Below are 21,793 nucleotides of genomic sequence, written 5' to 3' on the forward strand. Positions count from 1 at the left end.
AGTCAACATCGCTGCTCGTTCGCTCGAACTACTCGTTGAGCCAGAAGAGCTGGCTGCCCGCAAGCAAACTTGGCAGCCTCTTCCGCCGCGCTACACCCGCGGTGTTCTCGCGAAATATTCAAAGCTCGTGCACTCTGCTGCAGAAGGCGCGTATTGCGGTTAATTTCGCTCAACAACAACTAATCAGTTGTTTTGCAACAGCTAACGAGGATTGATTTCAAATGGCTAATGAAGTTCTAACCGGTGCCGAGGCGATTGTTCGCAGCCTCGAGCTACTTGGTATTGAGCACATCTTTGGTCTGCCGGGCGGCGCAATTTTGCCAACCTACGACCCATTGATGGACTCCAAAAAAATTCGTCACATCTTGGTGCGCCACGAACAGGGTGCCGGCCACGCTGCCGAAGGTTATGCATCGGCGTCGGGCAAGCTTGGTGTTTGCATCGCAACCTCAGGCCCGGGTGCTACCAATCTAGTAACTGCAATTGCCGACGCCTACATGGATTCGGTTCCACTTTTGGCGATCACTGGTCAGGTTGGCTCGAAGCTAATCGGTACCGATGCATTCCAAGAAGCCGACATCGTTGGCATCACAATGCCAATCACTAAGCACTCATTCTTGGTAACCAAGGCTGCAGATGTTCCAGCAACTATTGCTGCCGCTGTGATGATTGCAACCACTGGTCGACCTGGCCCAGTTTTGGTTGACATCACTAAGGATGCGCAGCAGGGCAAAGCCGAGTTTGTTTGGCCTCCAGTTATCGATCTTCCTGGCTACAAGCCAGTCACCAAGCCGCACGGCAAGCAGATTCAAGCAGCAGCATCGCTGATCGCAGAATCAAAGCGCCCAGTACTTTATGTTGGTGGCGGTGTGGTTCGCGCCGGTGCACACAAAGAGCTTTTGAAGTTGGCCGAACTAATCGGTGCGCCGGTAGTTACCACTTTGATGGCGCGAGGTGCATTCCCAGATTCACACAAGCAGAACCTAGGTATGCCTGGCATGCACGGCACTGTGCCTGCGGTTACCGCATTGCAAAAGAGCGACTTGCTAATTACTTTGGGTGCGCGTTTTGACGACCGAGTTACCGGTGACGTTAAGGGCTTTGCAACTGGCGCCAAAGTTATTCACGTTGACATTGACCCAGCAGAAATTGGCAAGATTCGTTTTGCCGATGTGCCAATTGTTGGCGATGCCAAAGAAGTAATCACCGAACTTAACCAAGAGCTATCAGCACTACTCAAGAAGGGTCAACCAGACCTAGGCGAGTGGTGGACATTCTTGGACGGGTTGGTTGAGCGCTACCCACTTGGCTATACCCACGTTGAAGACGGCAAGCTTTCACCACAGCACGTAATCACTCGCATCGGCGAGCTAAGTGGCCCTGAGGCTATTTATGCAGCTGGCGTTGGTCAGCACCAAATGTGGTCTGCACAGTTCATCAAGTACGAGCGTCCAAATTCTTGGTTGAACTCGGGAGGTGCTGGAACCATGGGTTACTCGGTGCCTGCAGCTATGGGTGCCAAGGTTGGCCAGCCAGATCGTTTGGTTTGGGCAATCGATGGCGACGGATGTTTCCAGATGACCAACCAAGAGTTGGCTACCTGTGCAATCAACAACATTCCCATCAAGGTTGCGATCATCAACAACTCTTCGTTGGGCATGGTTCGTCAGTGGCAAACACTCTTCTACAACGAGCGTTACTCAAACACCGATTTGAACACCGGCACCGACACCATCATGATTCCTGACTTCGTGAAGTTGGCAGAAGCCTACGGATGTCTTGCTATCCGAGTTGAAAAAGAAGAAGACATCGACAAGGCAATTAAGTTGGCAATTGAAACCAACGACCGCCCTGTAGTTATTGACTTCATCGTTAGCCGCGACGCCATGGTTTGGCCAATGGTTGCTGCCGGTCTTACCAACGACGAAGTTCAATATGCACGCGATGCCGCACCGGTATGGGATGGGATTGAGTAAAGATGTCTAAACACGTTCTATCTCTTCTAGTTGAAGACAAACCTGGTCTTCTAACCCGTGTAGCCGGCCTGTTCTCGCGCCGCGGCTTCAACATTGAATCTTTGGCAGTGGGCACCAGCGAAATCGAGGGTCTTTCTCGCATCACCGTTGTGGTGGGTGTTGAAGGGGCTCCGCTAGAGCAGGTTACCAAGCAGCTAAACAAGCTGATCAACGTGATCAAGATTGTTGAATTGGATGCCGAAACCGCTGTTCAGCGTGACCACATGCTGATCAAGGTCAAGACCGATGCATCAACTCGTTCGGCGGTGCTCGAGGCAGTAACCTTGTTCCGTGCCCGCGTTATCGACGTTGTTAGCGACGCACTGATCATCGAAGTAACTGGCGATACTGCAAAGTGCGCGGCCTTCATCAAAGTTCTCGAACCTTTCGGCATCAAAGAATTGGTGCAGTCAGGTGTGTTGGCAATGGGCCGTGGCTCTAAGTCGATCACTGAGAAAGTGCTGAAGTAAAAAGCTTTTAACCGTTTATAAATCGTTCAACTTTAAAAAAGAAAACAAACAAGGAGATACACAGTGGCTGAAATCTTTTATGACAAGGACGCAGACCTATCGATCATCCAGGGTCGCAAGGTTGCAGTTCTTGGCTATGGTTCACAGGGGCACGCGCACTCACTAAACCTGAAGGACTCAGGCGTAGATGTAGTCGTTGGTCTTCCTGCAACATCAAAGTCAAAGGCAAAGGCTGAAGAAGCCGGTCTTAAGGTGCTTACCCCAGCTGAAGCTTCAGCATGGGCAGACGTTATCGTCGTTCTTGCACCAGACCCACGCCAGCGCGACCTTTACAACCAGGACATTGCCCCGAACCTAACTGCAGGCAAGGCACTTGTTTTCGGTCACGGTTTTGCAATTCGTTTTGGCTACATCACTGCTCCTGAGGGCGTAGACGTATTCCTTGTTGCACCAAAGGGCCCAGGCCACTTGGTTCGTCGCGAGTACGAAGGTGGCCGCGGTGTTCCAAACCTTATTGCTGTTCACCAGAACGCAACCGGCAACGCTTTCGAGCTTGGCCTTTCATACTCAAAGGCAATCGGTGGAACCCGTGCGGGCACCATCAAGACCACATTCGCAGAAGAGACTGAGACCGACTTGTTCGGTGAGCAGGCTGTTCTTTGTGGTGGCGCTTCTCAGCTAATTCAGTATGGTTTCGAGACCCTAACCGAAGCTGGTTACCAGCCTGAGGTTGCTTACTTTGAAGTTCTACACGAGCTAAAGCTAATCGTTGACCTTATGTACGAGGGTGGCATTGCAAAGCAGCGTTGGTCAGTTTCTGACACTGCAGAATACGGTGACTACATCTCTGGCCCACGCGTAATTGGCCCAGACGTGAAAGACCGCATGCGCGAAGTTCTAACCGACATCCAAGACGGAACCTTCGCTCGTCGCTTTGTTGCAGACCAGGATGCTGGCGCACCAGAGTTCCTAGCGCTACGCGCTAAGGGCGAGGCTCACCCAATCGAGGCAGTTGGCCGCAACCTGCGCAAGCTGTTCTCATGGATCAAGAACTCAGACGACTACCAGGAAGGTAACGCAGCTCGTTAATTCGAGATCGTTGCTAACTGCATCGTTGAAACCCCGCATCGAAAGGTGCGGGGTTTTTCTTTTCCGGTTCCTCTGAAGGCAGACTATGGAATCAATTGAAGTTCAACCAGGGGATTGGCTTTAACCTCACGCACGAAATCTGATTCGGCTCGTTGCCATTCGAGTGAGGTTGCAAATTGCACATTCACCTCGCGACCCAAAATTTCTTCGGCCTTTGCTGCGGCACGCGAAGCTTCGATTCGACTCACGTTGCCAATCAACAGCAGGTCTACTTCTTTAGGGGTTGCTGCGGTTTGACGCGACAGGCGAGCAGCCCAAACACCAAATAGGTACGCCTGATCAATGCCATCTAGCCCAAGTAGCAACGGTGGCAAAACAGCGGCAGGGCCATAACTAAACGCCACAATCTGGCTCACTGCATCAAACAGCAAGTGCAATTTATTGGCTTGGATAAAGCGGGCGCGACCCACAGTCTTTTGAATCACCAATTGACCATCAAGCAAGCGGTCAACTTCGCGCATAGCAGTGGGCAGGCTGGTGCCCGCGAAGTCGGCAAGGTGGCTAATTGAGAACAGCTCATCCGGGGTCATGAATAGCTCGGCCAAAATCAGCCCCTGCACATCGCTGCGCAACAGCGGAGATAGCTTGGCGGAACTAACTTTCATAGAAATTACTCTAACTTACAGTTATTGAAACTAAGCCTGCAGATTTTGGGGTTTTCAACATTTACACTAGAACCACATTGCCGGTTTACGGCACACATTCAAGAGGATGCCCACATTGACTAAGCCAGTTGTACTAATCGCAGAAGAGCTATCACCAGCAACCGTTGAGGCGCTTGGCCCAGATTTTGACGTTGTCAATGTTGACGGCACCGACCGCCCGGCATTGCTAGCTGCACTGGCAAAGGCAGACGCCATCCTGGTGCGATCTGCAACTCAGGTTGACGCCGAGGCAATCGCGGCAGCGCCAAAGCTTAAGGTTGTTGCGCGTGCTGGTGTTGGCCTCGACAACGTAGACATCAAGTCGGCAACTGCCGCTGGTGTGATGGTGGTTAACGCCCCAACTTCAAACGTAGTTTCAGCCGCCGAGTTGGCAATTGCACAGATGCTTGGTTTGGCACGTCACATTCCAGATGCCAACCACTCACTTAAGTCGGGAGAGTGGAAGCGTTCGCAGTTCACTGGCGCCGAGCTTTATGAAAAGACCGTGGGCATCGTTGGCCTTGGTCGCATTGGTGGTTTGGTTGCTGCTCGTCTTGCCGGCTTCGGTGTTGAGCTGATTGGTTATGACCCTTACATCACACCAACCCGTGCAGAGCAAATGGGTGTGAAGCTAGCAACTTTGGATGAAGTTATGAAGCAATCAGACTTCATCACCATTCACATTCCAAAGACTCCAGAAACAACTGGAATGATCAGCACAGCTCAGTTTGCAATTGCAAAACCAAACCTGCGCATTGTCAACTGCTCACGCGGTGGCATCATCGATGAAGCTGCGCTATTTGACGCACTAAGCACCAACAAAATTGCCGGCGCAGGTCTTGACGTTTTCGTGCAAGAGCCGCCAAAAGACAGCCCATTGCTTGGCTTGAAGAACATTCTTGTGACACCTCACCTTGGTGCCTCTACCGATGAAGCTCAAGAGAAAGCCGGCATCTCAGTTGCCAAGTCAGTTCGCCTTGCACTTGCCGGCGACTTGGTGCCAGATGCAGTGAACGTTGCCGGCGGCAACATCGATGCTTCGGTTAAGCCGGGCATCTCACTGATGGAAAAACTTGGTCAGGTTTTGTTTGGTCTTGCCGAGGGTTCAGTTACCGCAATCGAAGTTGAGGTGCGCGGTGAAATTGCAGCGCACGATGTTTCAGTGCTCAAGCTTGCGGGTCTAAAGGGTTTCTTCCAGAACGCAGTTACCGAGCAGGTCTCATATGTGAACGCGCCTCTAATGGCCGAAGCTCGCGGCATCGATGTGAAGCTGACCGTTGACACTAACTCAGAGGAATACCGCAACGTCACCACCATCAAGGCGACCCTTGCCGATGGCAACATCGTTTCAGTTTCTGGAACCGTGACCGGCCCGAAGCTGCACCAGAAGATCGTGAACATCAACGGATACGACGTGGAACTTGGCTTGGCTGAGCACCTAGTGCTGATGGTTTACGCCGACCGCCCAGGCATAGTTGCCGTCTATGGCAAGGCATTCGCCGATGCAAACATCAACATCGCGGCGATGCAAATTGCTCGTCAGCAAAAGGGTGGCAAGGCGCTTTCGGTTATCACCGTTGACTCGCCAGTTGCTGCGGATGTGCTCGAGGGCGTTCGTGTCGCAATCGCTGCAGACGTAATGCGCGCAATCGACATCCAGAGTTAATCGTTTAATAAAAAACCCCGGTCAACGCGACCGGGGTTTTTTGTTGCAAAAATTCGATTTACAAACTTTCGGCGAATGACACTTCGTGCCCGCCAGCAATCCAGCCCATGGTGCCACCAGCAACCGAAACTGCGTCGTAGCCCTTGCTTAGCAAGAAGTCAGCCGCGCTCATTGAGCGACCGCCAGCTGCACAGATTACAAAAATCTTTTCATCCTGAGGAATCTTGTGGATGTTGTCTGGCACCTGTGCCAGCGGAATGTGGTGAGCGGTAGGCACGTGGCCGTCGATCCACTCATCTGGCTCGCGAACGTCTAGCACCCAAGCGCCGGTCTGAATTTCTAGGTTTAGGTCTGATACAGAAATCTCGTGTGCCATTTTGTGCCTTTCGATGGTGGTTCAATTGAACCATGGATGCCGAGTACTGGAATCAAAAATATGCCGTCGACGAACTGATTTACACCGACGAGGTGAATCGATTTGTTAAGGCCCTGAGTGAGCCACTCATTGCAGCGGCCAAGAAGCCAGGAAAGATGATTGACCTTGCCGGCGGCGAAGGTCGCAACTCGGTTTGGTTTGCCCAGCAGGGTTGGCAGGCCGAGAACATCGACTTCTCAAAGGTCGCGCTGAGCAAGGCTTTGAAACTTGCAGAAGAGCGCAAAGTTGCCGACCTCTATTTTGCTCACGTGGCCGACGCCACCGGTTTTGAATCGGTGCTTACCCCGGTTGATATTGGCGTAATCGGTTATTTGCAGATTGAACAACCAGGACTCAATGAAGCCATCGACTGCCTGGTAGACAACATCAAGCGCGGTGGGCACCTAATTGGCGTTTGGCACGCTCGTGAAAATCTGGACGGTGGCTTCGGTGGCCCGCAAAACCCAGCCGTGCTGCCTACCGCTAGTGAAATGCGTGAATTTCTAAGTGAATTGCCGCTTGAAATTGAAATTCTCGAAAACCGTGAGGGCCAGGTCAAAACCAAGGATGGCTTGAAGCCTTCGACCACTTTGGTGCTGTTGGCCAAGAAGCTCTAGCGACTGAGAGGTAGCCCCAAGCGGGTAAACTCTTGGGTAACAACGTCTTGGGAGCTTGAAATTGTCGCGTGAATACAAAATTGCCGTAATCGGTGGAGATGGCATCGGCCCAGAGGTCACCAATGTGGCACTCGAAGCACTTCAGCGCGCAACCATTGGTTCGGGCATCACCTTCAAGACCACAGAATTTGATTTGGGAGCCCGTCGCTATCTAGCCACCGGTGAAACCCTCACCGATGCCGATCTAGAAGAGCTAAAAAAGAACGACGCAATTCTGTTGGGTGCCATCGGTGACCCAAAGGTTCCGTCAGGTGTTCTTGAGCGTCAACTTTTGTTGAAGTTGCGTTTCTCATTTGACCACTACGTGAACCTTCGCCCAACCAAAATCTATCCCGGGGTTGTTTCACCACTTGCCGACCCAGGCAAAGTTGATTTTGTCGTAGTTCGTGAAGGCACCGAAGGCCCTTATGTTGGCAACGGTGGCGCGATTCGCGTTGGTACTCCAAACGAAGTGGCAAACGAGGTTTCAGTTAATACAGCTTTCGGTGTTGAGCGTTTGGTTCGTTATGCATTTGAACTTGCTTCAAGTCGCGACCGCAAAAAAGTTACCTTGGTTCATAAGCACAACGTTTTGGTTCACGCCGGTTGGTTGTGGCAGCGCACCGTAAACAAGGTTGCTCAAGAATTTCCTGCGGTCACCCACGATTACTTGCACATCGATGCGGCAACAATTTTCATGGTTACCGACCCTGAGCGTTTTGACGTAATTGTCACCGACAACCTGTTTGGCGACATCATCACAGATTTGGCAGCTGCAATCGGCGGCGGCATCGGGCTAGGCGCATCGGGCAACATCAATCCCGACGGCGACTTCCCAAGCATGTTCGAACCAGTACACGGTTCGGCACCAGACATCGCAGGAAAGAACTTGGCAGATCCAACAGCCGCGATTTTGTCTGCCGCAATGTTGCTAAACCACCTAGGTAATCCGGTTGCTGCCGCGCGCATCGAAAACGCAGTTTCAGCCGACCTGGCTACCCGTGGTTCAGCGAAGCGTTCAACAACCGAGGTTGCAGCAAGCATTTTTGCTCAGCTGTAAAAAAATCCGAAGGAAGCAGATCAATGGCCGATCTAAAGTTTGAAGTAACTCGTTCAGCTAACCCAACGCCCGATGCCGAGCGCGAGGCGATTCTCGAAGCACCGGTTTTTGGTGCGAACCTAACCGACCACCAGGTTGTTGTCGTGTGGGAAAAAGACAAGGGCTGGCACTCGGCTGAGGTCATTCCTTATGGCCCAATATTGATGGACCCATCCGCAGCGGTTTTGCACTACGGACAAGAAATCTTTGAAGGCATCAAGGCTTACCGTCACGCCGATGGTTCAATCTGGACTTTCCGCCCAGAGGCAAATGCAAAGCGATTGCAAAAGTCGGCGCACCGCCTGGCATTGCCAGAGCTACCGGTTGAAATTTTTGTTGAGTCACTGCGTCAATTAATTGCTGTGGATGGCGCTTGGGTTCCGCAGCCAGTCAACGAGAAAACGCTTTACATTCGTCCGTTTGAAATTGCTGCCGAAAACTTCTTGGGTGTTCGTGCCGCTCACCGTGCCGAATACCGAGTGATTGCATCGCCGGTAGGCCCATACTTCACCGGCGGCTTGAAGCCAGTTTCAATTTGGATTGCTTTGGATTCGGCTCGTGCGGGTAAGCACGGAACCGGTGAAGCAAAGACCGGTGGAAACTACGCGGCTTCGCTGTTGGCTCAAAACGAGGGCTACGAGAACGGTTGTTCTCAGGTGCTGTTCCTCGACGCTGAATCTTCGACCTACATTGAAGAGCTAGGCGGCATGAACCTTTTCTTCGTTTACAAAGATGGTCACATTGTGACACCTGGCCTTGACGGAACAATTTTGCACGGCATTACTCGCGACTCAGTAATCACATTGCTGAAAGACCGAGGTCACAAGGTTGAAGAGCGTCAGGTGACTTTGACTGAAGTTCGTGACGGCATCAACGGCGGAGACATTGTTGAAGTGTTTGCCTGTGGCACCGCCGCAGTAATCACACCGATTGGTCAATTTAAGTCACGTGAAGAAACCATTGGTTCTGCAACTGCAGAGCCGGGCGAACTTACCGCGAGCCTGCGCGCCGAGCTAACCGGCATTCAGTATGGAACAGTTGCCGACCGTCACGGTTGGATGCTGAAGCTCGCCGACTAAAGAAAGTTGTCGCAATGCGCGTTGCGCGTTTTAGTTTGAATGGCAACCCTGCCTTTGGCATTGTTGACGGGCCAGAACTCGTAGTTCTCAAAGGCCACCCTTTGGTGCACGGTTATGAAACCACCGGTGATCGAGTGCCTCTCAAAGAAGTAAAGCTTCTGGCGCCGACTATCCCATCCAAAGTTGTTTGCATTGGCATTAACTATCAAGATCACATCACCGAGATGGGTCACGAAAATACGCCGGCGGAGCCAACCCTGTTTTTAAAACCGTCTAGCTCAATAATTGGGCCTGGCGATGCAATTGTTCTGCCCAAGCAAAGTCAACAGGTCGAGCTCGAGGCAGAGCTAACCGTTGTGATTGGTCAAATCGCAAAGAATGTTTCTGAAGCCAAGGCAATGGAATATGTTTGGGGATTCACCGTTGCCAATGACGTGACTGCTCGTGACTTGCAGCGCAGCGATGTGCAGTGGGCTCGTGCCAAAAGTTTTGACAGCTTTTGTCCACTTGGCCCTTGGATTGAAACCGAGTTTGTGCCAGACGGTCAAATTATTGAGAGTCGAATCGACGGAGAGACGGCACAGCAAGCCTCAATCGATTTGATGCTTCACGATGTGCCCAAAATAATTTCTTACGTGAGCCAGCAAATGACCCTGCTGCCTGGCGACGTGATTCTGACCGGCACACCAGCCGGCATTGCCAAGATTGAAGCCGGAAACGTGGTGGAGTGCGAAGTTGAAGGACTAGGCACTTTGATCAACCCGGTTGTCAACGCGGCTAACTAGCCCTGTCGTTTAGACTGGCATCCATTATGTCTTCAGAAATCACAGCCCCCTTTTCAACCGCAGTCGGCCCCGACGTAAAGGTTCGATTCTGCCCATCTCCAACCGGCACGCCTCACGTTGGCCTTATTCGCACTGCGCTTTTTAACTGGGCCTACGCGCGTCACACCGGCGGCTCATTCTTGTTTCGCATTGAAGACACCGATGCCGAACGCGACAGTGAAGAATCATTCGAGATGATTTTGGATGCCCTCGGCTGGTTGGGTCTCAACTGGGATGAAGGCGTAAACATTGGTGGCCCTGCCGAGCCTTACCGCCAGAGCGAACGTGGTCACATTTATCTAGAAGTGATTGAGAAGCTAAAGGCTTCTGGCCACATTTATGAAAGCTATTTGACCGGTGAAGAAATTGATGAGCGCAACAAGGCCGCTGGCCGTGCAGTTCAGCTTGGCTATGACAACTCAGAGCGAGACTCAACCGAAGAACAGCGCGCGGCATATCGCGCCGAGGGTCGCAGCCCCGCACTTCGCTTGAGAGTGCCTGACGTTGACATTGCCTTCACCGATTTGGTACGCGGCGAAATCAAGTTTCCGGCAGGCTCGTTTCCTGATTTCGTAGTTGTGCGACCAAATGGTCAGCCGCTTTACACACTTGTGAATCCAGTTGACGACGCATTGATGGGCGTAACCCACGTGCTTCGCGGTGAAGACTTGCTTTCTTCAACGCCTCGCCAAATTGCGCTTTACAACGCAATGTTTGAAGCCGGCATCACGCAGTTCATTCCGCAGTTCGGCCACTTGCCTTATGTGATGGGTGACGGCAACAAGAAACTTTCAAAGCGCGACCCAGAATCAAACTTGTTTCATCACCGCGACCGCGGCTTTATTCCTGAAGGCTTGCTAAATTACTTGGCTTTGCTTGGCTGGGGTCTAAGCGCAGATCAAGACATTTTCACTTTGGATGAACTCGCCGCAGCGTTCGACGTTGCAAACGTGAACCCTAACCCGGCGCGATTTGATTTGAAAAAAGCTGAGGCTATCAATGCGGCACACATCCGCTTGCTGTCGGCCGAAGATTTCAAACAGCGTCTGTTGCCTTATTTGCGAAGTGCCGGCGTTCTTGGCGCAGAGATTACCGAAGCCGAGAACGCAATTCTCGATGCCGCGGCCCCATTGATTCAAGAGCGCGTAACCGTGCTGAGTGAATCTCCAGACCTGTTGTCATTCCTCTTCAAATCAGCCGACCAAATCGTCATCGAAGAAGACGCCAAGAACGGTCTGCCTGAAAACACCGTTGAGGTTTTGAACGCCGCAATCGCAGCGCTTGAGCCAATTGCCGATGCAGATTTCAAGACCGAGAAACTCCAGGCCGAACTAAACCTCGCATTGATTGAAACCATGGGTCTCAAGCCTCGTTTCGCTTTTGGCCCATTGCGCACTGGCATTTCGGGCCGTCGAATTTCTCCACCACTTTTTGAGTCGATGGAAATTCTGGGCAAGGCCGAAACCGTCGCCAGACTGCAGGCGTTTGCCCGCTCTGCCTAGTCGGGCTAAGATTGAAACTCGAGCCTCGGCTCGGGGTTTATCCCTTGGGATATGGTGTAATTGGCAACACGAAGGTTTCTGGTACCTTTGTTCTTGGTTCGAGTCCAGGTATCCCAGCTTTAGAAACAGTCGATAATTTATCGGCTGTTTTTGTGCTTAACTGGCAGCTATGAGCGCCATGAACGACGACGTGAAGCACTATCTCGAGCTTCAGCCCCAGCCCCAACGTCAGATTCTCGAGCACATGCATCAGGTGGTGTTGAAGGCCATTCCAAAATCCGAAAGCAAGATTTCTTACGGCATTATCGGTTTTACCTACGGTGGCAAGGTTCCGTTTTTTATCTCCGGATGGAAGAACCATGTGAGCATTCACGGTGGCCGCATTCTGGGCAAGAAATCCCAAGAAAAGATGCCAAAACTCAAAGTAGTGGGCACCACAATTCAAATTGCTTTGGATAAACCGCTGAGTGATGCCGATCTAAAAGCGCTGGTTAAATTGCGTCTGCAAATTTTTGATGAATCGAATGGAAAGCAATGATCAGCGCCTGGATTTTAGTAATCACTTTAAGTTTCGTGGCCCTTTTTCAGGTTGCCCTGGTGTTCGGTGCTCCGATGGGTGAGTACGCCTTTGGTGGGCAACACAAAGGCAAGTTGCCGGCGCGATTCAGATTCGCCAGCGCAGTTGCGATTTTGATTTATGCAGCAATTGCCGGCCACTACCTCGCCCAAATTGGCGTGCTACCCAAGCTGTTGCCAGCTGAGTTGAACGACATTGGCAACTGGGCACTGGTTGGCTTCAATGTTGTTGGTCTAATTATGAATTCAATTTCACGCAGCAAGCTTGAGCGTCAACTCTGGGTGCCGGTGCTGCTATTGCTGACCATCTGCTCAGCATTGGTCGCGTTGCACATTTAAATAATTTGGGCGCTAAACGCTTGCCACGTCACCTGGTTGCAAAAACTGAAATGTACCGCCGGCGGCTTCTGTGGTCATTTGAATTCTTGAGTTGTTGAGCTCATGCCCTTCGGCACTCAGGTGAATGTTGTGAGTTGCAAAGCTACGCTTGGGTTTCACTTCGGCAACAAAATCAATCACCTCGCTGATTTTTAACCATGGAGCCGAAGATGGGCAGGCCAAGATTTCAACAGCACGATCTGGACGGGTGAAACTGTCACCGGGGTAATAAAGCACTCCGTTCACCATCACGCCACAATTTTGCAAAAGCGGAATCGAGCGGTGAATCTCGGCGTGCATGTCGCCAAAAAATTCAAGTGTGAACGGCCCCACGTTATAAAAGTCTCCGTGATGCACGGCAGTGGTTTTGAAGTTCGCAAGACGTTGGCAAACTTCGTCGGTGCCAAATATTTGAACATCTGGGTTGCTTGCCAAAATGCGATGGAGCTGCTCTTCATTGCAGTGATCATCGTGTTTGTGGGTAATCACGACGGCGAGCACATCGGTTTCATCGGCAATTGGGCGGGTGTAAACCCCAGGGTCAATGATTACTTTTTTACCCTGCTCTTCGAGAACCAGGCAGGCGTGCTCAAGCTTTGTGATCTGCATAGTTGTATTGTGCCAAGTTAAAAGGCTCAAAAGCGTAGGATTTGAGAGCAACAGCGGGAGGGCCGAAGCATGGAGCACGAAAGACCAGTAATCAACGATTGCATTCATCACCCCTACGAAGCCTGCAATTGCCCACCTGAGCACCGCACCGGAACCGTCGCGGGTCACGACCATGCGGGAATGGGGCACGATCACTCAGCTATGGGTCACGATCACTCACACCATGACCCAAAGGGTTTTCGCAATCAATTCTTTCTAGCGCTTGCGCTAACGATTCCAACCATGCTCTATTCGCACACCGTGCAAATGCTGCTTGGTTTCACCATGCCAACCTTCCCAGGCAGCAATTTATTGCCAGCGATTTTGGGCACCATTTTGTTCTTCACTGGCGGTCGAGTATTTCTAAAGAGCGGCCTGCAAGAACTAAAAGGCAAGCAACCGGGCATGATGGCCCTAATCTCGCTGGCGATTGTTGTGGCTTTTGGCTACAGCTTGTTCATCACCATTGCCGAAGTTGCCAACCTCGGTTTCGCTGGCATGGATTTCTGGTGGGAGCTAGCCACCCTGATCGCCATCATGTTGCTCGGGCACTGGATTGAAATGACTTCAATCATGAATGCGCAAAATGCGGTGGGAGAGTTGGCAAAACTGTTGCCGGCCACTGCTGATCGCATCGATGGTGAAACCACAACCAAAGTTGCAGTGAGTGCGCTGCAGGCTGGCGACAAAGTATTGGTACGCCCAGGCGCCGCGATTCCTGCCGATGGCGTGATCTTGATGGGCGAGGCAAAACTCAACGAGTCAATGATTACCGGTGAAGCAGCCGAAGTGTTTAAGCGCGTTGGCGATGAAGTTATTGCCGGCACAATTACCTCGGATGCCGCGCAGCTGGGGCAAGGTGCTTTGACCGTGAAAGTAACCCGAGTTGGCGAAGCCACAATGCTGTCGGGAATTATGCGATTGGTGCGCGAGGCACAAGCTTCGAAATCAAAGACTCAGGTGTTGGCTGATAAGGCCGCGGGTTGGCTTTTTTATCTTGCCCTCGGTTCGGCAATAGTCACTGCCATTGTTTGGATTTCACTCGGCACCCAATCAACCGACTTTGTGCTTGAGAGAATAGTCACAGTTTTGGTAATTGCTTGCCCGCACGCGCTCGGCTTAGCCATTCCATTGGTTACTTCAATCAGCGCATCCAAAGCAGCTCGCACCGGATTGCTGATTCGAAACCGTTTGGCATTCGAAGAAGCCGCAAAGGTTGATGTGGTGCTCTTTGACAAGACTGGCACTCTCACCACAGCCGAGCGCGGATTTGTTGCAGCACGTCTGGCTTATGCCTCACCACTCAACAACACCGATGAGTTGCTTGCGTTGGCAGCTGGTGTCGAGCTGAATTCAGAACACTCAATTGGCAAAGCAATCGTTAGCCAAGCAAGAAAACTAAATCTGCAACTTGCCGAGGTGCTGGACTTTAGAACTATTCCAGGCCAAGGCGCAACCGGCGTGCTTGCTGGAGACACCATCATTGTGGGCGGAGCCGCGCTGCTAACATCGCGCAACATCGCAATCTATGTTGATGATCTAGTTCGTGCTGATGCTGCCCACCAAGCCGGCAACACTGTGGTGTTCGTGGTGCGCAACAGCGAATTGCTCGGCTCTATTGAGGTGGGTGATGTGATTCGACCGGAATCTAAGCAGGCCGTTTATGACCTGCTGTCACGCCGAATTCGAGTTGCCATGATCACCGGCGACGCCAATGGTGTTGCCGAAGCGGTAGCCAAAGAACTTGGAATCACGGAAGTCTTTGCAGAGGTGTTGCCGCACCAAAAGGCTGATATCGTTCGCAAACTACAAGCTGACCGCTCAAAGGTTGCCATGGTTGGCGATGGTGTGAATGATGCACCGGCACTCGCACAAGCAAACGTTGGCATCGCAATTGGCGCAGGAACCGATGTGGCAATCGAGTCTGCGGGATTGGTCTTGCTATCGAATGATCCAACCGCAGTTGCTAAAGCGATTGACCTTTCAAAGCGAAGCGTTGCCAAGATGACCCAAAATCTTTGGTGGGCAGCGGGGTACAACCTTGTTGCGATTCCACTTGCTGCCGGTGCTTTGCTGCCAATTGGTTTTGTGTTGTCTCCTGCGCTGGGCGCGGTGTTGATGTCGTTGTCTACAATCATTGTTGCGGCGAATGCCCAACTTCTCAGAAAGTAGCAATGAAACGACTTGGTGTAATCGTCAACCCAACGGCGGGTGGCGGAACCAGTCGCACATCCGGTGATATTGCGATCGAAGAATTGCAGCGCGGTTGTGAAGTAATTGACTTGAGTGGCGAGACTCCGCTGCAGGCAGAAACGAATGCTAAACAAGCAATTGAAGACTGCATTGTCGATGGCATTGTTGTGGTTGGCGGTGACGGCACTGTGAATCTCGGTGTCAACGTTTGCGCCGAAACAGGTGTGCCACTTGGCATCATCGCAGCGGGCACGGGTAATGATTCAGCGAGAACCCTTGGTTTGCCAATTGGCGACATCACGTCGGCGGCAAGAAGTGTGCTGATAAATCTTGAAGAACCGCGCACGGTTGACGCCATCAAAGGCACATCATCAACCGGCGAGTTTTGGTTCTTTGGTTCGCTTTCTGCTGGTTTCGACGCATTGGTGAACCAGCGCGCTAACAGCTGGACTTGGCCAACCGGCCCAAGCCGCTATCAACTTGCGATGTTGGCCGAGTTAGCAAAATTCAAACCGATTCACTACGAGGCCGAAATCGATGGCAAGAAGCGCAGCTTCGAGGCAATGCTTTGTGCAGTGGCAAATGCTCCGGGCTTTGGTGGCGGCATGATGATTACTCCGGATGCGCAAATCGATGATGGCTTTCTCGACCTATTTATCGTTCACAAGATGAGCCGCCCAGAGCTCATCCGAGTTTTTCCAAAGGTCTACACCGGGGCGCACGTGTTTCACCCTGCGGTCGAAATCATCCGAGCTAAGCAGGTAAAAATATCTGCCGGACAAATGCCAACCTTTGCCGACGGCGAATCAAAGGGGCATTCACCAATTTCTGCAACCGTGGTTCCTGGCTCGCTTAAGGTCTTCGCTAGCGCCAACACTCGGTTTGTGGCATAATCGACAGGTTGCTCTAACGGTCCCATCGTTTAGCGGCCTAGGACACCGCCCTCTCACGGCGGCAGCAGGGGTTCAAATCCCCTTGGGATCACAATCTCCCTCTCGATGACTTGCTCTCGGGAGGGAGTTTTTTATGCTCGTTTGGCGCGAATGCGGGTGACCGAGGCGAAAACCAAAATCAGCACCACCGGGATAAATGCCGAAGCATTGAGCCCACCAAAGGTTGCCAGAGTCACGATGGTGCCTGCAACGCCACCACCAATTGCGCCAGCTAAGTTCATGCCCGAGTCGCTAAGACCTTGAACGTTGGTTTTCTCTTCAACCGGCAAAGTTTTGGTGAGCAGGGCTGATGCTGCAACTGTGGCTGCCGACCATCCCAAGCCCAACAAAAATAACCCGATGGTTACTAGGGTGGGATCGTGTTGACCAAAGCCAGCAAAGCAAAGCGCCGCAAGATAAATTACTTGACCCAGCAGCACGGTGCGCACATTACCGATGCGGTCGCTGAGCCATCCGAAGATTGGGCTAAAGGCATACATGCCGGCAATGTGCAGGCTGATGGTGAAGCCAACCACAACAAGGTCGTACCCCATCTCATGCATGTGCATTGGGGTCATTGACATAACCGCAACCATCACCATGTGGCTGAGTGCGATTGCGCCAACTGCAAATGCCGCGGTTGGATACTTGCGCAGCGTGGCAAATGCACTTGATAGTGAAACTTTTGGCTTCAAGCCGCCCGCGGATGCGTTGATCTGTTTGGCAACAATCAGCGGATCAGGTCGAAGCCCGAACCAAAACACTGAGGTGGCCGAAAGTTGGGCGGCGATGGTGATTAGAAAAGGGCCAGTCATATCTGGCAGCCCGAGCAGGTGCCCAATTGCTTGACCCGGCCCAAACAAGTTCGGCCCGATTACTGCGCCAACCGTGGTGGCCCAAACCACCGTTGATAGGTCGCGACCGGTTGAGCGCGAACTCGAAGACGAAAGATCGACTGCAGCGAATCGAGCCTGCAGGCCAACTGCCGAACCTGCGCCGAGGCTAAACAACGCGATCAGCAGAAGAGGAAAAAAGTGCACGGCGGCAGCGGTGATTACCAGGCCTGCGCCCAAAATTGCAAAACCCGCACCGGTTGCCAGTGATACTCGACGACCTCGAGCATTGGCCAGTCGAGCTAGGGGAATAGCTGAGGTTGCCGCACCCAAGGTGCTGAAGGTGGCTGCAGCTCCGGCCCAAGCTGGGCTGCCTGAAAGCGAGGCTGCCAGCAAGGAGCCAATCGAAAGGGTTGAGCCAAGTGCGAATCCGCTAAACACTTGGCCTGTGGTGAGCACGCGAACGGTGCGTCGTTGCAGAAAATCCATGCCAGTTGAGCTCATCTGGCCAGCCTAAACCCTGATTTGGCTTGGTAAACTTTGAGTTCATTCGTTTTGAGGTGTTTGCATGACAACTAAGCCGCTTACCTTGGCTGAAAAAGTTTGGAACGACCACTTGGTCGCAAAGGGCGAAAACGGTTCACCAGACCTGCTCTACATTGACCTGCACCTAATTCACGAGGTCACCAGCCCGCAGGCCTTCGATGGCTTGCGCCTAGCTGGCCGCCCGGTTCGTCGCCCAGACCTGACGATTGCAACCGAAGACCACAACACTCCAACCTGGGATATCGACAAGCCAATTGCCGACCCAACCAGTCGCACCCAAATCGAAGCGCTGCGCCACAATGCCAAAGAATTCGGCATCCGCATCCACTCGCTCGGTGACATTGAGCAGGGCATCGTTCACGTGGTTGGCCCGCAGCTTGGTTTGACTATGCCTGGCATCACAGTTGTCTGTGGTGACTCACACACTTCAACCCACGGCGCTTTTGGTGCGTTGGCAATGGGCATTGGCACATCCGAAGTTGAACACGTTTTGGCAACTCAAACTTTGCCGTTGAAGCCGTTCAAGACCATGGCAATCAACGTTGAAGGCAAACTGCGCCCGGGCGTGACTGCAAAAGACATCATTCTTGCTGTGATTGCAAAAATTGGCACCGGTGGTGGCCAGGGATACGTTCTGGAATATCGTGGTTCTGCAATTCGCGACCTGTCAATGGAAGCTCGCATGACAATTTGCAACATGTCGATTGAAGCTGGTGCGCGTGCCGGAATGGTTGCCCCAGACCAAACCACATTTGACTACCTAAAGGGTCGCCCTCACGCACCTGAAGGCACCGATTGGGATGCAGCGGTTGAGTACTGGAAGACCTTGCCAAGCGACGAGGGCGCAAAGTTTGACGCCGAGGTTAACTTGGATGCCAACACACTTGACCCGTTTGTGACTTGGGGAACCAACCCGGGTCAAGGCGTGAGCTTGCTTGATGTTGTTCCAAGCCCAGATGATTTCACCGACCCTAACGACAAGGCAGCTGCAGAGCGCGCTTTGGAATACATGGATCTAAAGCCTGGAACCAAGATGAAGGACATTGCGGTAAACACTGTGTTCTTGGGTTCTTGCACAAACTCTCGCATCGAAGACCTTCGCGCGGCCGCCGAAATTATCAAGGGCAAGAAAAAAGCCGATGGCGTTCGCTTTATGGTTGTGCCTGGTTCTGCTCGAGTGCGTTTGCAAGCCGAAGCTGAAGGTCTAGACAAAGTGTTCAAAGACTTTGGTGCCGAATGGCGTTTTGCTGGTTGCTCAATGTGTTTGGGAATGAACCCCGATCAACTTGCACCGGGTGAGCGCGCAGCGTCAACCTCTAACCGCAACTTTGAAGGTCGCCAAGGCAAGGGTGCTCGCACTCACTTGGTTTCACCTTTGGTTGCAGCCGCAACTGCAATTCGCGGAACACTTTCTTCACCTGCTGATCTAGAGGGAGCCAACTAATGGAAAAGTTTGAAGTCTTTACCGGCGTTGGCGTTCCACTTCGTCGCAGCAACGTCGACACTGATCAGATCATTCCTGCGGTTTATCTAAAGCGCATCACCAAGACTGGTTTTGAAGACGCACTGTTTTCTGCTTGGCGCAACGACCCAGAATTCGTTCTGAACCAAGAGCCATACAAGCACGGGCAGGTGTTGATTGCCGGCCCTGATTTTGGCACCGGCTCATCGCGCGAGCACGCGGTGTGGGCTTTGCGTGACTACGGATTCAAGGCAGTGTTTGCCAGCAAGTTTGCCGACATCTTTAGAGGAAACTCTGGCAAGCAGGGTCTAGTCACCGGTGTAATCACCGAAGCCGACACCGAAAAACTTTGGCAGGCGCTTGAGGCAAACCCAGGCGCATCAATCACAGTGAATTTGATTGACCAAACCGCCACGATTGGTGACCTTTCGGTTCAGTTTGAAATCGACGAATACACTAAGTGGCGTCTGCTAGAAGGCTTGGATGACATTGGGCTAACTCTGCGTGACGAGCAAGCAATTACCGATTTTGAAGCCAAGCGACCTGCTTGGTTGCCAAAGACCCTGCCAGCCAAGCACCAAGGAGCCTAATGAGCCAGATCACCGTTCACGGTGGCAAGCCGCTAATTGGTCGCGTTGACCTGAAGGGCGCTAAGAACCTGGTCACCAAGGCCATGGTTGCTGCATTGCTTGGCGAAACCCCAAGCATTCTTAAAGATGTTCCTTTCATTAGCGATGTTGAAATTGTTTCGCGTTTGCTGCAGTTGCACGGTGTAAAAATCGAGCACGCCGAAGACGGCACAATGCACCTTGACCCAAGCAACGTGGCATCGGCTCGAATGATCGACATTGATGCGCACGCTGGTTCTTCACGAATTCCAATTTTGTTTTGTGGTCCATTGCTACACCGATTGGGTGAGGCTTTCATCCCGGGCCTAGGTGGCTGCCACATTGGCGATCGACCAATCGACTTTCACTTCGAGGTGCTGCGCAACTTTGGCGCAGTAATTGAGGAACTTGAAAACGGAACCCGACTTTCTGCACCAAAGGGTTTGCACGGCGCAAAAATTAAGTTGCCGTACCCTTCAGTGGGTGCAACTGAGCAAGTGCTTTTGACTGCAACTCGTGCGCAGGGAGTTACCGAACTTTCAGGTGCAGCCATCGAACCAGAAATCATGGACCTAATCGCCATCTTGCAAAAGATGGGCGCAATCATTTCGGTGGACACCGACCGTGTGATTCGCATCGAAGGCGTTAAAGAGCTTCGCGGTTACACACACCGTGCATTATTCGACCGCAACGAAGCTGCTTCTTGGGCTTGTGCGGCACTCGCCACCAAGGGTGACATTTTTGTTGGTGGCGCTCGTCAGGGCGAAATGACAACATTCTTGAATGTGTTCCGCAAAGTTGGCGGTGCGTTTGAAATTGAAGATGATGGCATTCGTTTTTATCACCCGGGTGGCGAGCTAAAGCCGGTTGTTCTAGAGACAGATGTGCACCCAGGTTTCATGACCGACTGGCAGCAGCCACTTGTGGTTGCTTTGACTCAGGCCACTGGTCTTTCAATCATTCACGAAACCGTTTATGAAAACCGATTTGGTTTCACCGATGCGCTGGTTCAAATGGGTGCGCAAATTCAGATTTACCGCGAGTGCCTTGGTGGCACAGCATGCCGCTTTGGTCAGCGCAACTTTAACCACTCAGCTGTAATCTCGGGTCCAACCGAACTGCATGCGGCCGACATTAGAGTGCCTGACTTGCGTGGTGGTTTTAGCCACATGGTTGCAGCACTGGCCGCAAAGGGAACCTCAAACGTGACCAACGTTCAGTTGATCTCTCGCGGCTATGAGCACTTCTTGCAGAAGCTCACCGACCTCGGCGCCGACTTCACCTACACCGAATAAAAATGGCCAGCTCAAAGCGCGAACTGCCAATGCCGGTGATCGGTCCTAAAGAACGACACTTCAAACTAAGTGCTGTGGCCGCGTTGTTGATTCCAATGGTTCGACTTATGTTTCACGTAAAGGCGCGCAACGTTGACCGATTGCCTAAAAAGGGCGCTTATGTTTTGGTTTCAAACCACGTAACCAATGTCGACGCACTAGCAATTGCATATTTCGTTTACGTGATTCTTAAGCGGGCACCACACTTCTTGACCAAAGAGGGCCTGTTTCACGTTCCGGTACTAGGCAAGATTTTGCTCACCGCCGGCCAGATACCGGTTTACCGCACCGGCAAACGAAACGATGAACCGCTAAAGGCTGCGCACGCCTACCTAAATGCAGGGCACACCATCGCGATTTTCCCTGAGGGCACTTTAACTCGCAATCCAGACCTTTGGCCAATGCGAGGCAAGACCGGAGCAATCCGACTTGCTCTAGAAAGCAATGTTCCGGTTTATCCGGTGGCGCACTGGGGCAGCGAAAAGATTCTGCCTCAATATGGCAACAAGTTTCGCCCAGGTTTTTGGAAGCCAGTGCAGGTTGTGGTTGGAAATGAAATCGACTTGTCAAAATTTCGCAAGCCACAGTTGAGCCCAGCCGAGGTATACGAGGCAACCGAGTTGGTCATGCATAAAATTACAGAGTTAGTCGAAGAGCTTCGCGGTGAGAAATCATCAGGAGAACTTTGGGACCCTGTAAAAGCGGGTCAAGCAGTCACCGGCAACTTTAAGAAGGCGAGCAAGTAACCGTGGCAAAAATTGCAG

The 21,793-nt window shown here is 52.2% G+C and carries 22 protein-coding genes and 2 tRNA genes; 20 read left to right on the forward strand and 4 right to left on the reverse strand.

Features of this window, described 5'->3' with window-relative positions:
- The 4 genes from Q0L28_RS01525 to ilvC all read left to right on the forward strand — a co-directional run.
- Window positions 1–163 (forward strand): dihydroxy-acid dehydratase (locus tag Q0L28_RS01525; RefSeq protein ID WP_296630887.1); only part of this gene is annotated, 163 nt, incomplete at its 5' end.
- 58 nt (window positions 164–221) lie between these two features.
- Entirely contained in the window at window positions 222–1,976 is a 1,755-nt protein-coding gene (locus Q0L28_RS01530; protein ID WP_296630600.1) for an acetolactate synthase large subunit, read from the forward strand.
- Window positions 1,977–1,978: 2 nt separating this feature from the next.
- Window positions 1,979–2,485, forward strand: coding sequence for an acetolactate synthase small subunit (gene ilvN / locus Q0L28_RS01535; protein ID WP_296630603.1), 507 nt, complete (start codon window positions 1,979–1,981; stop codon window positions 2,483–2,485).
- Between the two features lie 63 nt (window positions 2,486–2,548).
- Window positions 2,549–3,574, forward strand: coding sequence for a ketol-acid reductoisomerase (gene ilvC / locus Q0L28_RS01540; RefSeq protein ID WP_296630606.1), 1,026 nt, complete (start codon window positions 2,549–2,551; stop codon window positions 3,572–3,574).
- Window positions 3,575–3,657: 83 nt separating this feature from the next.
- Here the strand turns inward: ilvC and Q0L28_RS01545 are convergent, their stop codons facing one another.
- Window positions 3,658–4,239: a hypothetical protein gene (locus Q0L28_RS01545; protein WP_296630610.1), complete on the reverse strand. Its 582-nt coding sequence runs from the start codon at window positions 4,237–4,239 to the stop codon at window positions 3,658–3,660.
- A gap of 115 nt (window positions 4,240–4,354) precedes the next feature.
- Here Q0L28_RS01545 and serA point away from each other — a divergent pair, with 115 nt between their 5' ends.
- A complete protein-coding gene (gene serA, locus Q0L28_RS01550; protein ID WP_296630653.1) occupies window positions 4,355–5,944 on the forward strand; it encodes a phosphoglycerate dehydrogenase in 1,590 nt (529 codons plus the stop codon).
- Window positions 5,945–6,002: 58 nt separating this feature from the next.
- Here serA and Q0L28_RS01555 read toward each other — a convergent pair whose 3' ends face one another.
- Window positions 6,003–6,320: a rhodanese-like domain-containing protein gene (locus Q0L28_RS01555; protein WP_296630658.1), complete on the reverse strand. Its 318-nt coding sequence runs from the start codon at window positions 6,318–6,320 to the stop codon at window positions 6,003–6,005.
- Between the two features lie 32 nt (window positions 6,321–6,352).
- On the opposite strand from Q0L28_RS01555, the gene Q0L28_RS01560 reads away from it, so the two are divergent.
- The 8 genes from Q0L28_RS01560 (at window position 6,353) to Q0L28_RS01595 (ending at window position 12,434) form a co-directional block, all read left to right on the forward strand.
- Window positions 6,353–6,976 (forward strand): bifunctional 2-polyprenyl-6-hydroxyphenol methylase/3-demethylubiquinol 3-O-methyltransferase UbiG, encoded by a 624-nt coding sequence (locus Q0L28_RS01560; protein WP_296630660.1) that lies wholly within the window; start codon window positions 6,353–6,355, stop codon window positions 6,974–6,976.
- Between the two features lie 61 nt (window positions 6,977–7,037).
- Complete coding sequence (locus tag Q0L28_RS01565; RefSeq protein ID WP_296630889.1) at window positions 7,038–8,075, forward strand: 3-isopropylmalate dehydrogenase; 1,038 nt, start codon at window positions 7,038–7,040, stop codon at window positions 8,073–8,075.
- A 23-nt stretch (window positions 8,076–8,098) separates the two neighbouring features.
- Window positions 8,099–9,193 carry a branched-chain amino acid aminotransferase gene (locus Q0L28_RS01570; RefSeq protein WP_296630663.1) on the forward strand — a complete coding sequence of 365 codons (1,095 nt, stop codon included), beginning with the start codon at window positions 8,099–8,101 and terminating at the stop codon, window positions 9,191–9,193.
- Between the two features lie 14 nt (window positions 9,194–9,207).
- A complete protein-coding gene (locus Q0L28_RS01575; RefSeq protein ID WP_296630666.1) occupies window positions 9,208–9,978 on the forward strand; it encodes a fumarylacetoacetate hydrolase family protein in 771 nt (256 codons plus the stop codon).
- Between the two features lie 26 nt (window positions 9,979–10,004).
- Window positions 10,005–11,519, forward strand: coding sequence for a glutamate--tRNA ligase (gltX, locus tag Q0L28_RS01580; protein ID WP_296630668.1), 1,515 nt, complete (start codon window positions 10,005–10,007; stop codon window positions 11,517–11,519).
- A gap of 45 nt (window positions 11,520–11,564) precedes the next feature.
- Window positions 11,565–11,636, forward strand: a tRNA-Gln gene (locus Q0L28_RS01585).
- 52 nt (window positions 11,637–11,688) lie between these two features.
- Window positions 11,689–12,057: an iron chaperone gene (locus tag Q0L28_RS01590; protein WP_296630671.1), complete on the forward strand. Its 369-nt coding sequence runs from the start codon at window positions 11,689–11,691 to the stop codon at window positions 12,055–12,057.
- Between the two features lie 35 nt (window positions 12,058–12,092).
- Window positions 12,093–12,434, forward strand: a complete 342-nt coding sequence (locus Q0L28_RS01595) for a hypothetical protein (protein WP_296630674.1) — start codon at window positions 12,093–12,095, stop codon at window positions 12,432–12,434.
- A 12-nt stretch (window positions 12,435–12,446) separates the two neighbouring features.
- Here the strand turns inward: Q0L28_RS01595 and Q0L28_RS01600 are convergent, their stop codons facing one another.
- The gene (locus Q0L28_RS01600) at window positions 12,447–13,082 is read right to left on the reverse strand and encodes an MBL fold metallo-hydrolase (protein ID WP_296630676.1); all 636 of its coding nucleotides are present in this window, start codon (window positions 13,080–13,082) and stop codon (window positions 12,447–12,449) included.
- Between the two features lie 69 nt (window positions 13,083–13,151).
- Between Q0L28_RS01600 and Q0L28_RS01605 the strand changes: the two genes are divergently transcribed.
- From Q0L28_RS01605 to Q0L28_RS01615, 3 genes are all read left to right on the forward strand, one after another.
- Window positions 13,152–15,293 (forward strand): heavy metal translocating P-type ATPase, encoded by a 2,142-nt coding sequence (locus tag Q0L28_RS01605; protein ID WP_296630679.1) that lies wholly within the window; start codon window positions 13,152–13,154, stop codon window positions 15,291–15,293.
- Between the two features lie 2 nt (window positions 15,294–15,295).
- Window positions 15,296–16,207 (forward strand): YegS/Rv2252/BmrU family lipid kinase, encoded by a 912-nt coding sequence (locus tag Q0L28_RS01610; RefSeq protein ID WP_296630684.1) that lies wholly within the window; start codon window positions 15,296–15,298, stop codon window positions 16,205–16,207.
- Between the two features lie 18 nt (window positions 16,208–16,225).
- Window positions 16,226–16,298, forward strand: a tRNA-Glu gene (locus tag Q0L28_RS01615).
- 40 nt (window positions 16,299–16,338) lie between these two features.
- Here the strand turns inward: Q0L28_RS01615 and Q0L28_RS01620 are convergent.
- Window positions 16,339–17,583, reverse strand: a complete 1,245-nt coding sequence (locus Q0L28_RS01620) for an MFS transporter (RefSeq protein ID WP_296630687.1) — start codon at window positions 17,581–17,583, stop codon at window positions 16,339–16,341.
- A 64-nt stretch (window positions 17,584–17,647) separates the two neighbouring features.
- On the opposite strand from Q0L28_RS01620, the gene leuC reads away from it, so the two are divergent.
- From leuC to Q0L28_RS01640, 4 genes are read left to right on the forward strand one after another with little or no spacing between them, the layout of a single operon-like run.
- Entirely contained in the window at window positions 17,648–19,069 is a 1,422-nt protein-coding gene (leuC, locus tag Q0L28_RS01625) for a 3-isopropylmalate dehydratase large subunit (RefSeq protein ID WP_296630690.1), read from the forward strand.
- Complete coding sequence (leuD, locus tag Q0L28_RS01630; protein WP_296630693.1) at window positions 19,069–19,677, forward strand: 3-isopropylmalate dehydratase small subunit; 609 nt, start codon at window positions 19,069–19,071, stop codon at window positions 19,675–19,677. The genes leuC and leuD overlap by 1 nt, the downstream gene beginning before the upstream one ends.
- Window positions 19,677–20,990 carry a UDP-N-acetylglucosamine 1-carboxyvinyltransferase gene (murA, locus tag Q0L28_RS01635; protein WP_296630695.1) on the forward strand — a complete coding sequence of 438 codons (1,314 nt, stop codon included), beginning with the start codon at window positions 19,677–19,679 and terminating at the stop codon, window positions 20,988–20,990. Before leuD ends, murA begins: the two co-directional genes overlap by 1 nt.
- A 2-nt stretch (window positions 20,991–20,992) precedes the next feature.
- A complete protein-coding gene (locus Q0L28_RS01640) occupies window positions 20,993–21,775 on the forward strand; it encodes a lysophospholipid acyltransferase family protein (protein ID WP_296630698.1) in 783 nt (260 codons plus the stop codon).
- The last annotated feature ends 18 nt before the right edge of the window (window positions 21,776–21,793 follow it).

Source organism: Rhodoluna sp. (assembly GCF_024639375.1).
Classification (GTDB): domain Bacteria; phylum Actinomycetota; class Actinomycetes; order Actinomycetales; family Microbacteriaceae; genus Rhodoluna.

Bases quoted from the DNA above. Each gene is read 5' to 3' on its own strand.
- Q0L28_RS01590 (WP_296630671.1), top strand. From the start codon at position 11,689: ATGAGCGCCATGAACGACGACGTGAAGCACTATCTCGAGCTTCAGCCC.
- Q0L28_RS01570 (WP_296630663.1), top strand. From the start codon at position 8,099: ATGGCCGATCTAAAGTTTGAAGTAACTCGTTCAGCTAACCCAACGCCC.
- Q0L28_RS01575 (WP_296630666.1), top strand. From the start codon at position 9,208: ATGCGCGTTGCGCGTTTTAGTTTGAATGGCAACCCTGCCTTTGGCATT.
- Q0L28_RS01640 (WP_296630698.1), top strand. From the start codon at position 20,993: ATGGCCAGCTCAAAGCGCGAACTGCCAATGCCGGTGATCGGTCCTAAA.
- murA (WP_296630695.1), top strand. From the start codon at position 19,677: ATGAGCCAGATCACCGTTCACGGTGGCAAGCCGCTAATTGGTCGCGTT.
- Q0L28_RS01600 (WP_296630676.1), bottom strand. From the start codon at position 13,082: ATGCAGATCACAAAGCTTGAGCACGCCTGCCTGGTTCTCGAAGAGCAG.
- Q0L28_RS01545 (WP_296630610.1), bottom strand. From the start codon at position 4,239: ATGAAAGTTAGTTCCGCCAAGCTATCTCCGCTGTTGCGCAGCGATGTG.
- ilvN (WP_296630603.1), top strand. From the start codon at position 1,979: ATGTCTAAACACGTTCTATCTCTTCTAGTTGAAGACAAACCTGGTCTT.
- Q0L28_RS01620 (WP_296630687.1), bottom strand. From the start codon at position 17,583: ATGAGCTCAACTGGCATGGATTTTCTGCAACGACGCACCGTTCGCGTG.
- leuC (WP_296630690.1), top strand. From the start codon at position 17,648: ATGACAACTAAGCCGCTTACCTTGGCTGAAAAAGTTTGGAACGACCAC.
- gltX (WP_296630668.1), top strand. From the start codon at position 10,005: ATGTCTTCAGAAATCACAGCCCCCTTTTCAACCGCAGTCGGCCCCGAC.
- leuD (WP_296630693.1), top strand. From the start codon at position 19,069: ATGGAAAAGTTTGAAGTCTTTACCGGCGTTGGCGTTCCACTTCGTCGC.
- Q0L28_RS01530 (WP_296630600.1), top strand. From the start codon at position 222: ATGGCTAATGAAGTTCTAACCGGTGCCGAGGCGATTGTTCGCAGCCTC.
- Q0L28_RS01560 (WP_296630660.1), top strand. From the start codon at position 6,353: ATGGATGCCGAGTACTGGAATCAAAAATATGCCGTCGACGAACTGATT.
- Q0L28_RS01610 (WP_296630684.1), top strand. From the start codon at position 15,296: ATGAAACGACTTGGTGTAATCGTCAACCCAACGGCGGGTGGCGGAACC.
- Q0L28_RS01555 (WP_296630658.1), bottom strand. From the start codon at position 6,320: ATGGCACACGAGATTTCTGTATCAGACCTAAACCTAGAAATTCAGACC.
- Q0L28_RS01605 (WP_296630679.1), top strand. From the start codon at position 13,152: ATGGAGCACGAAAGACCAGTAATCAACGATTGCATTCATCACCCCTAC.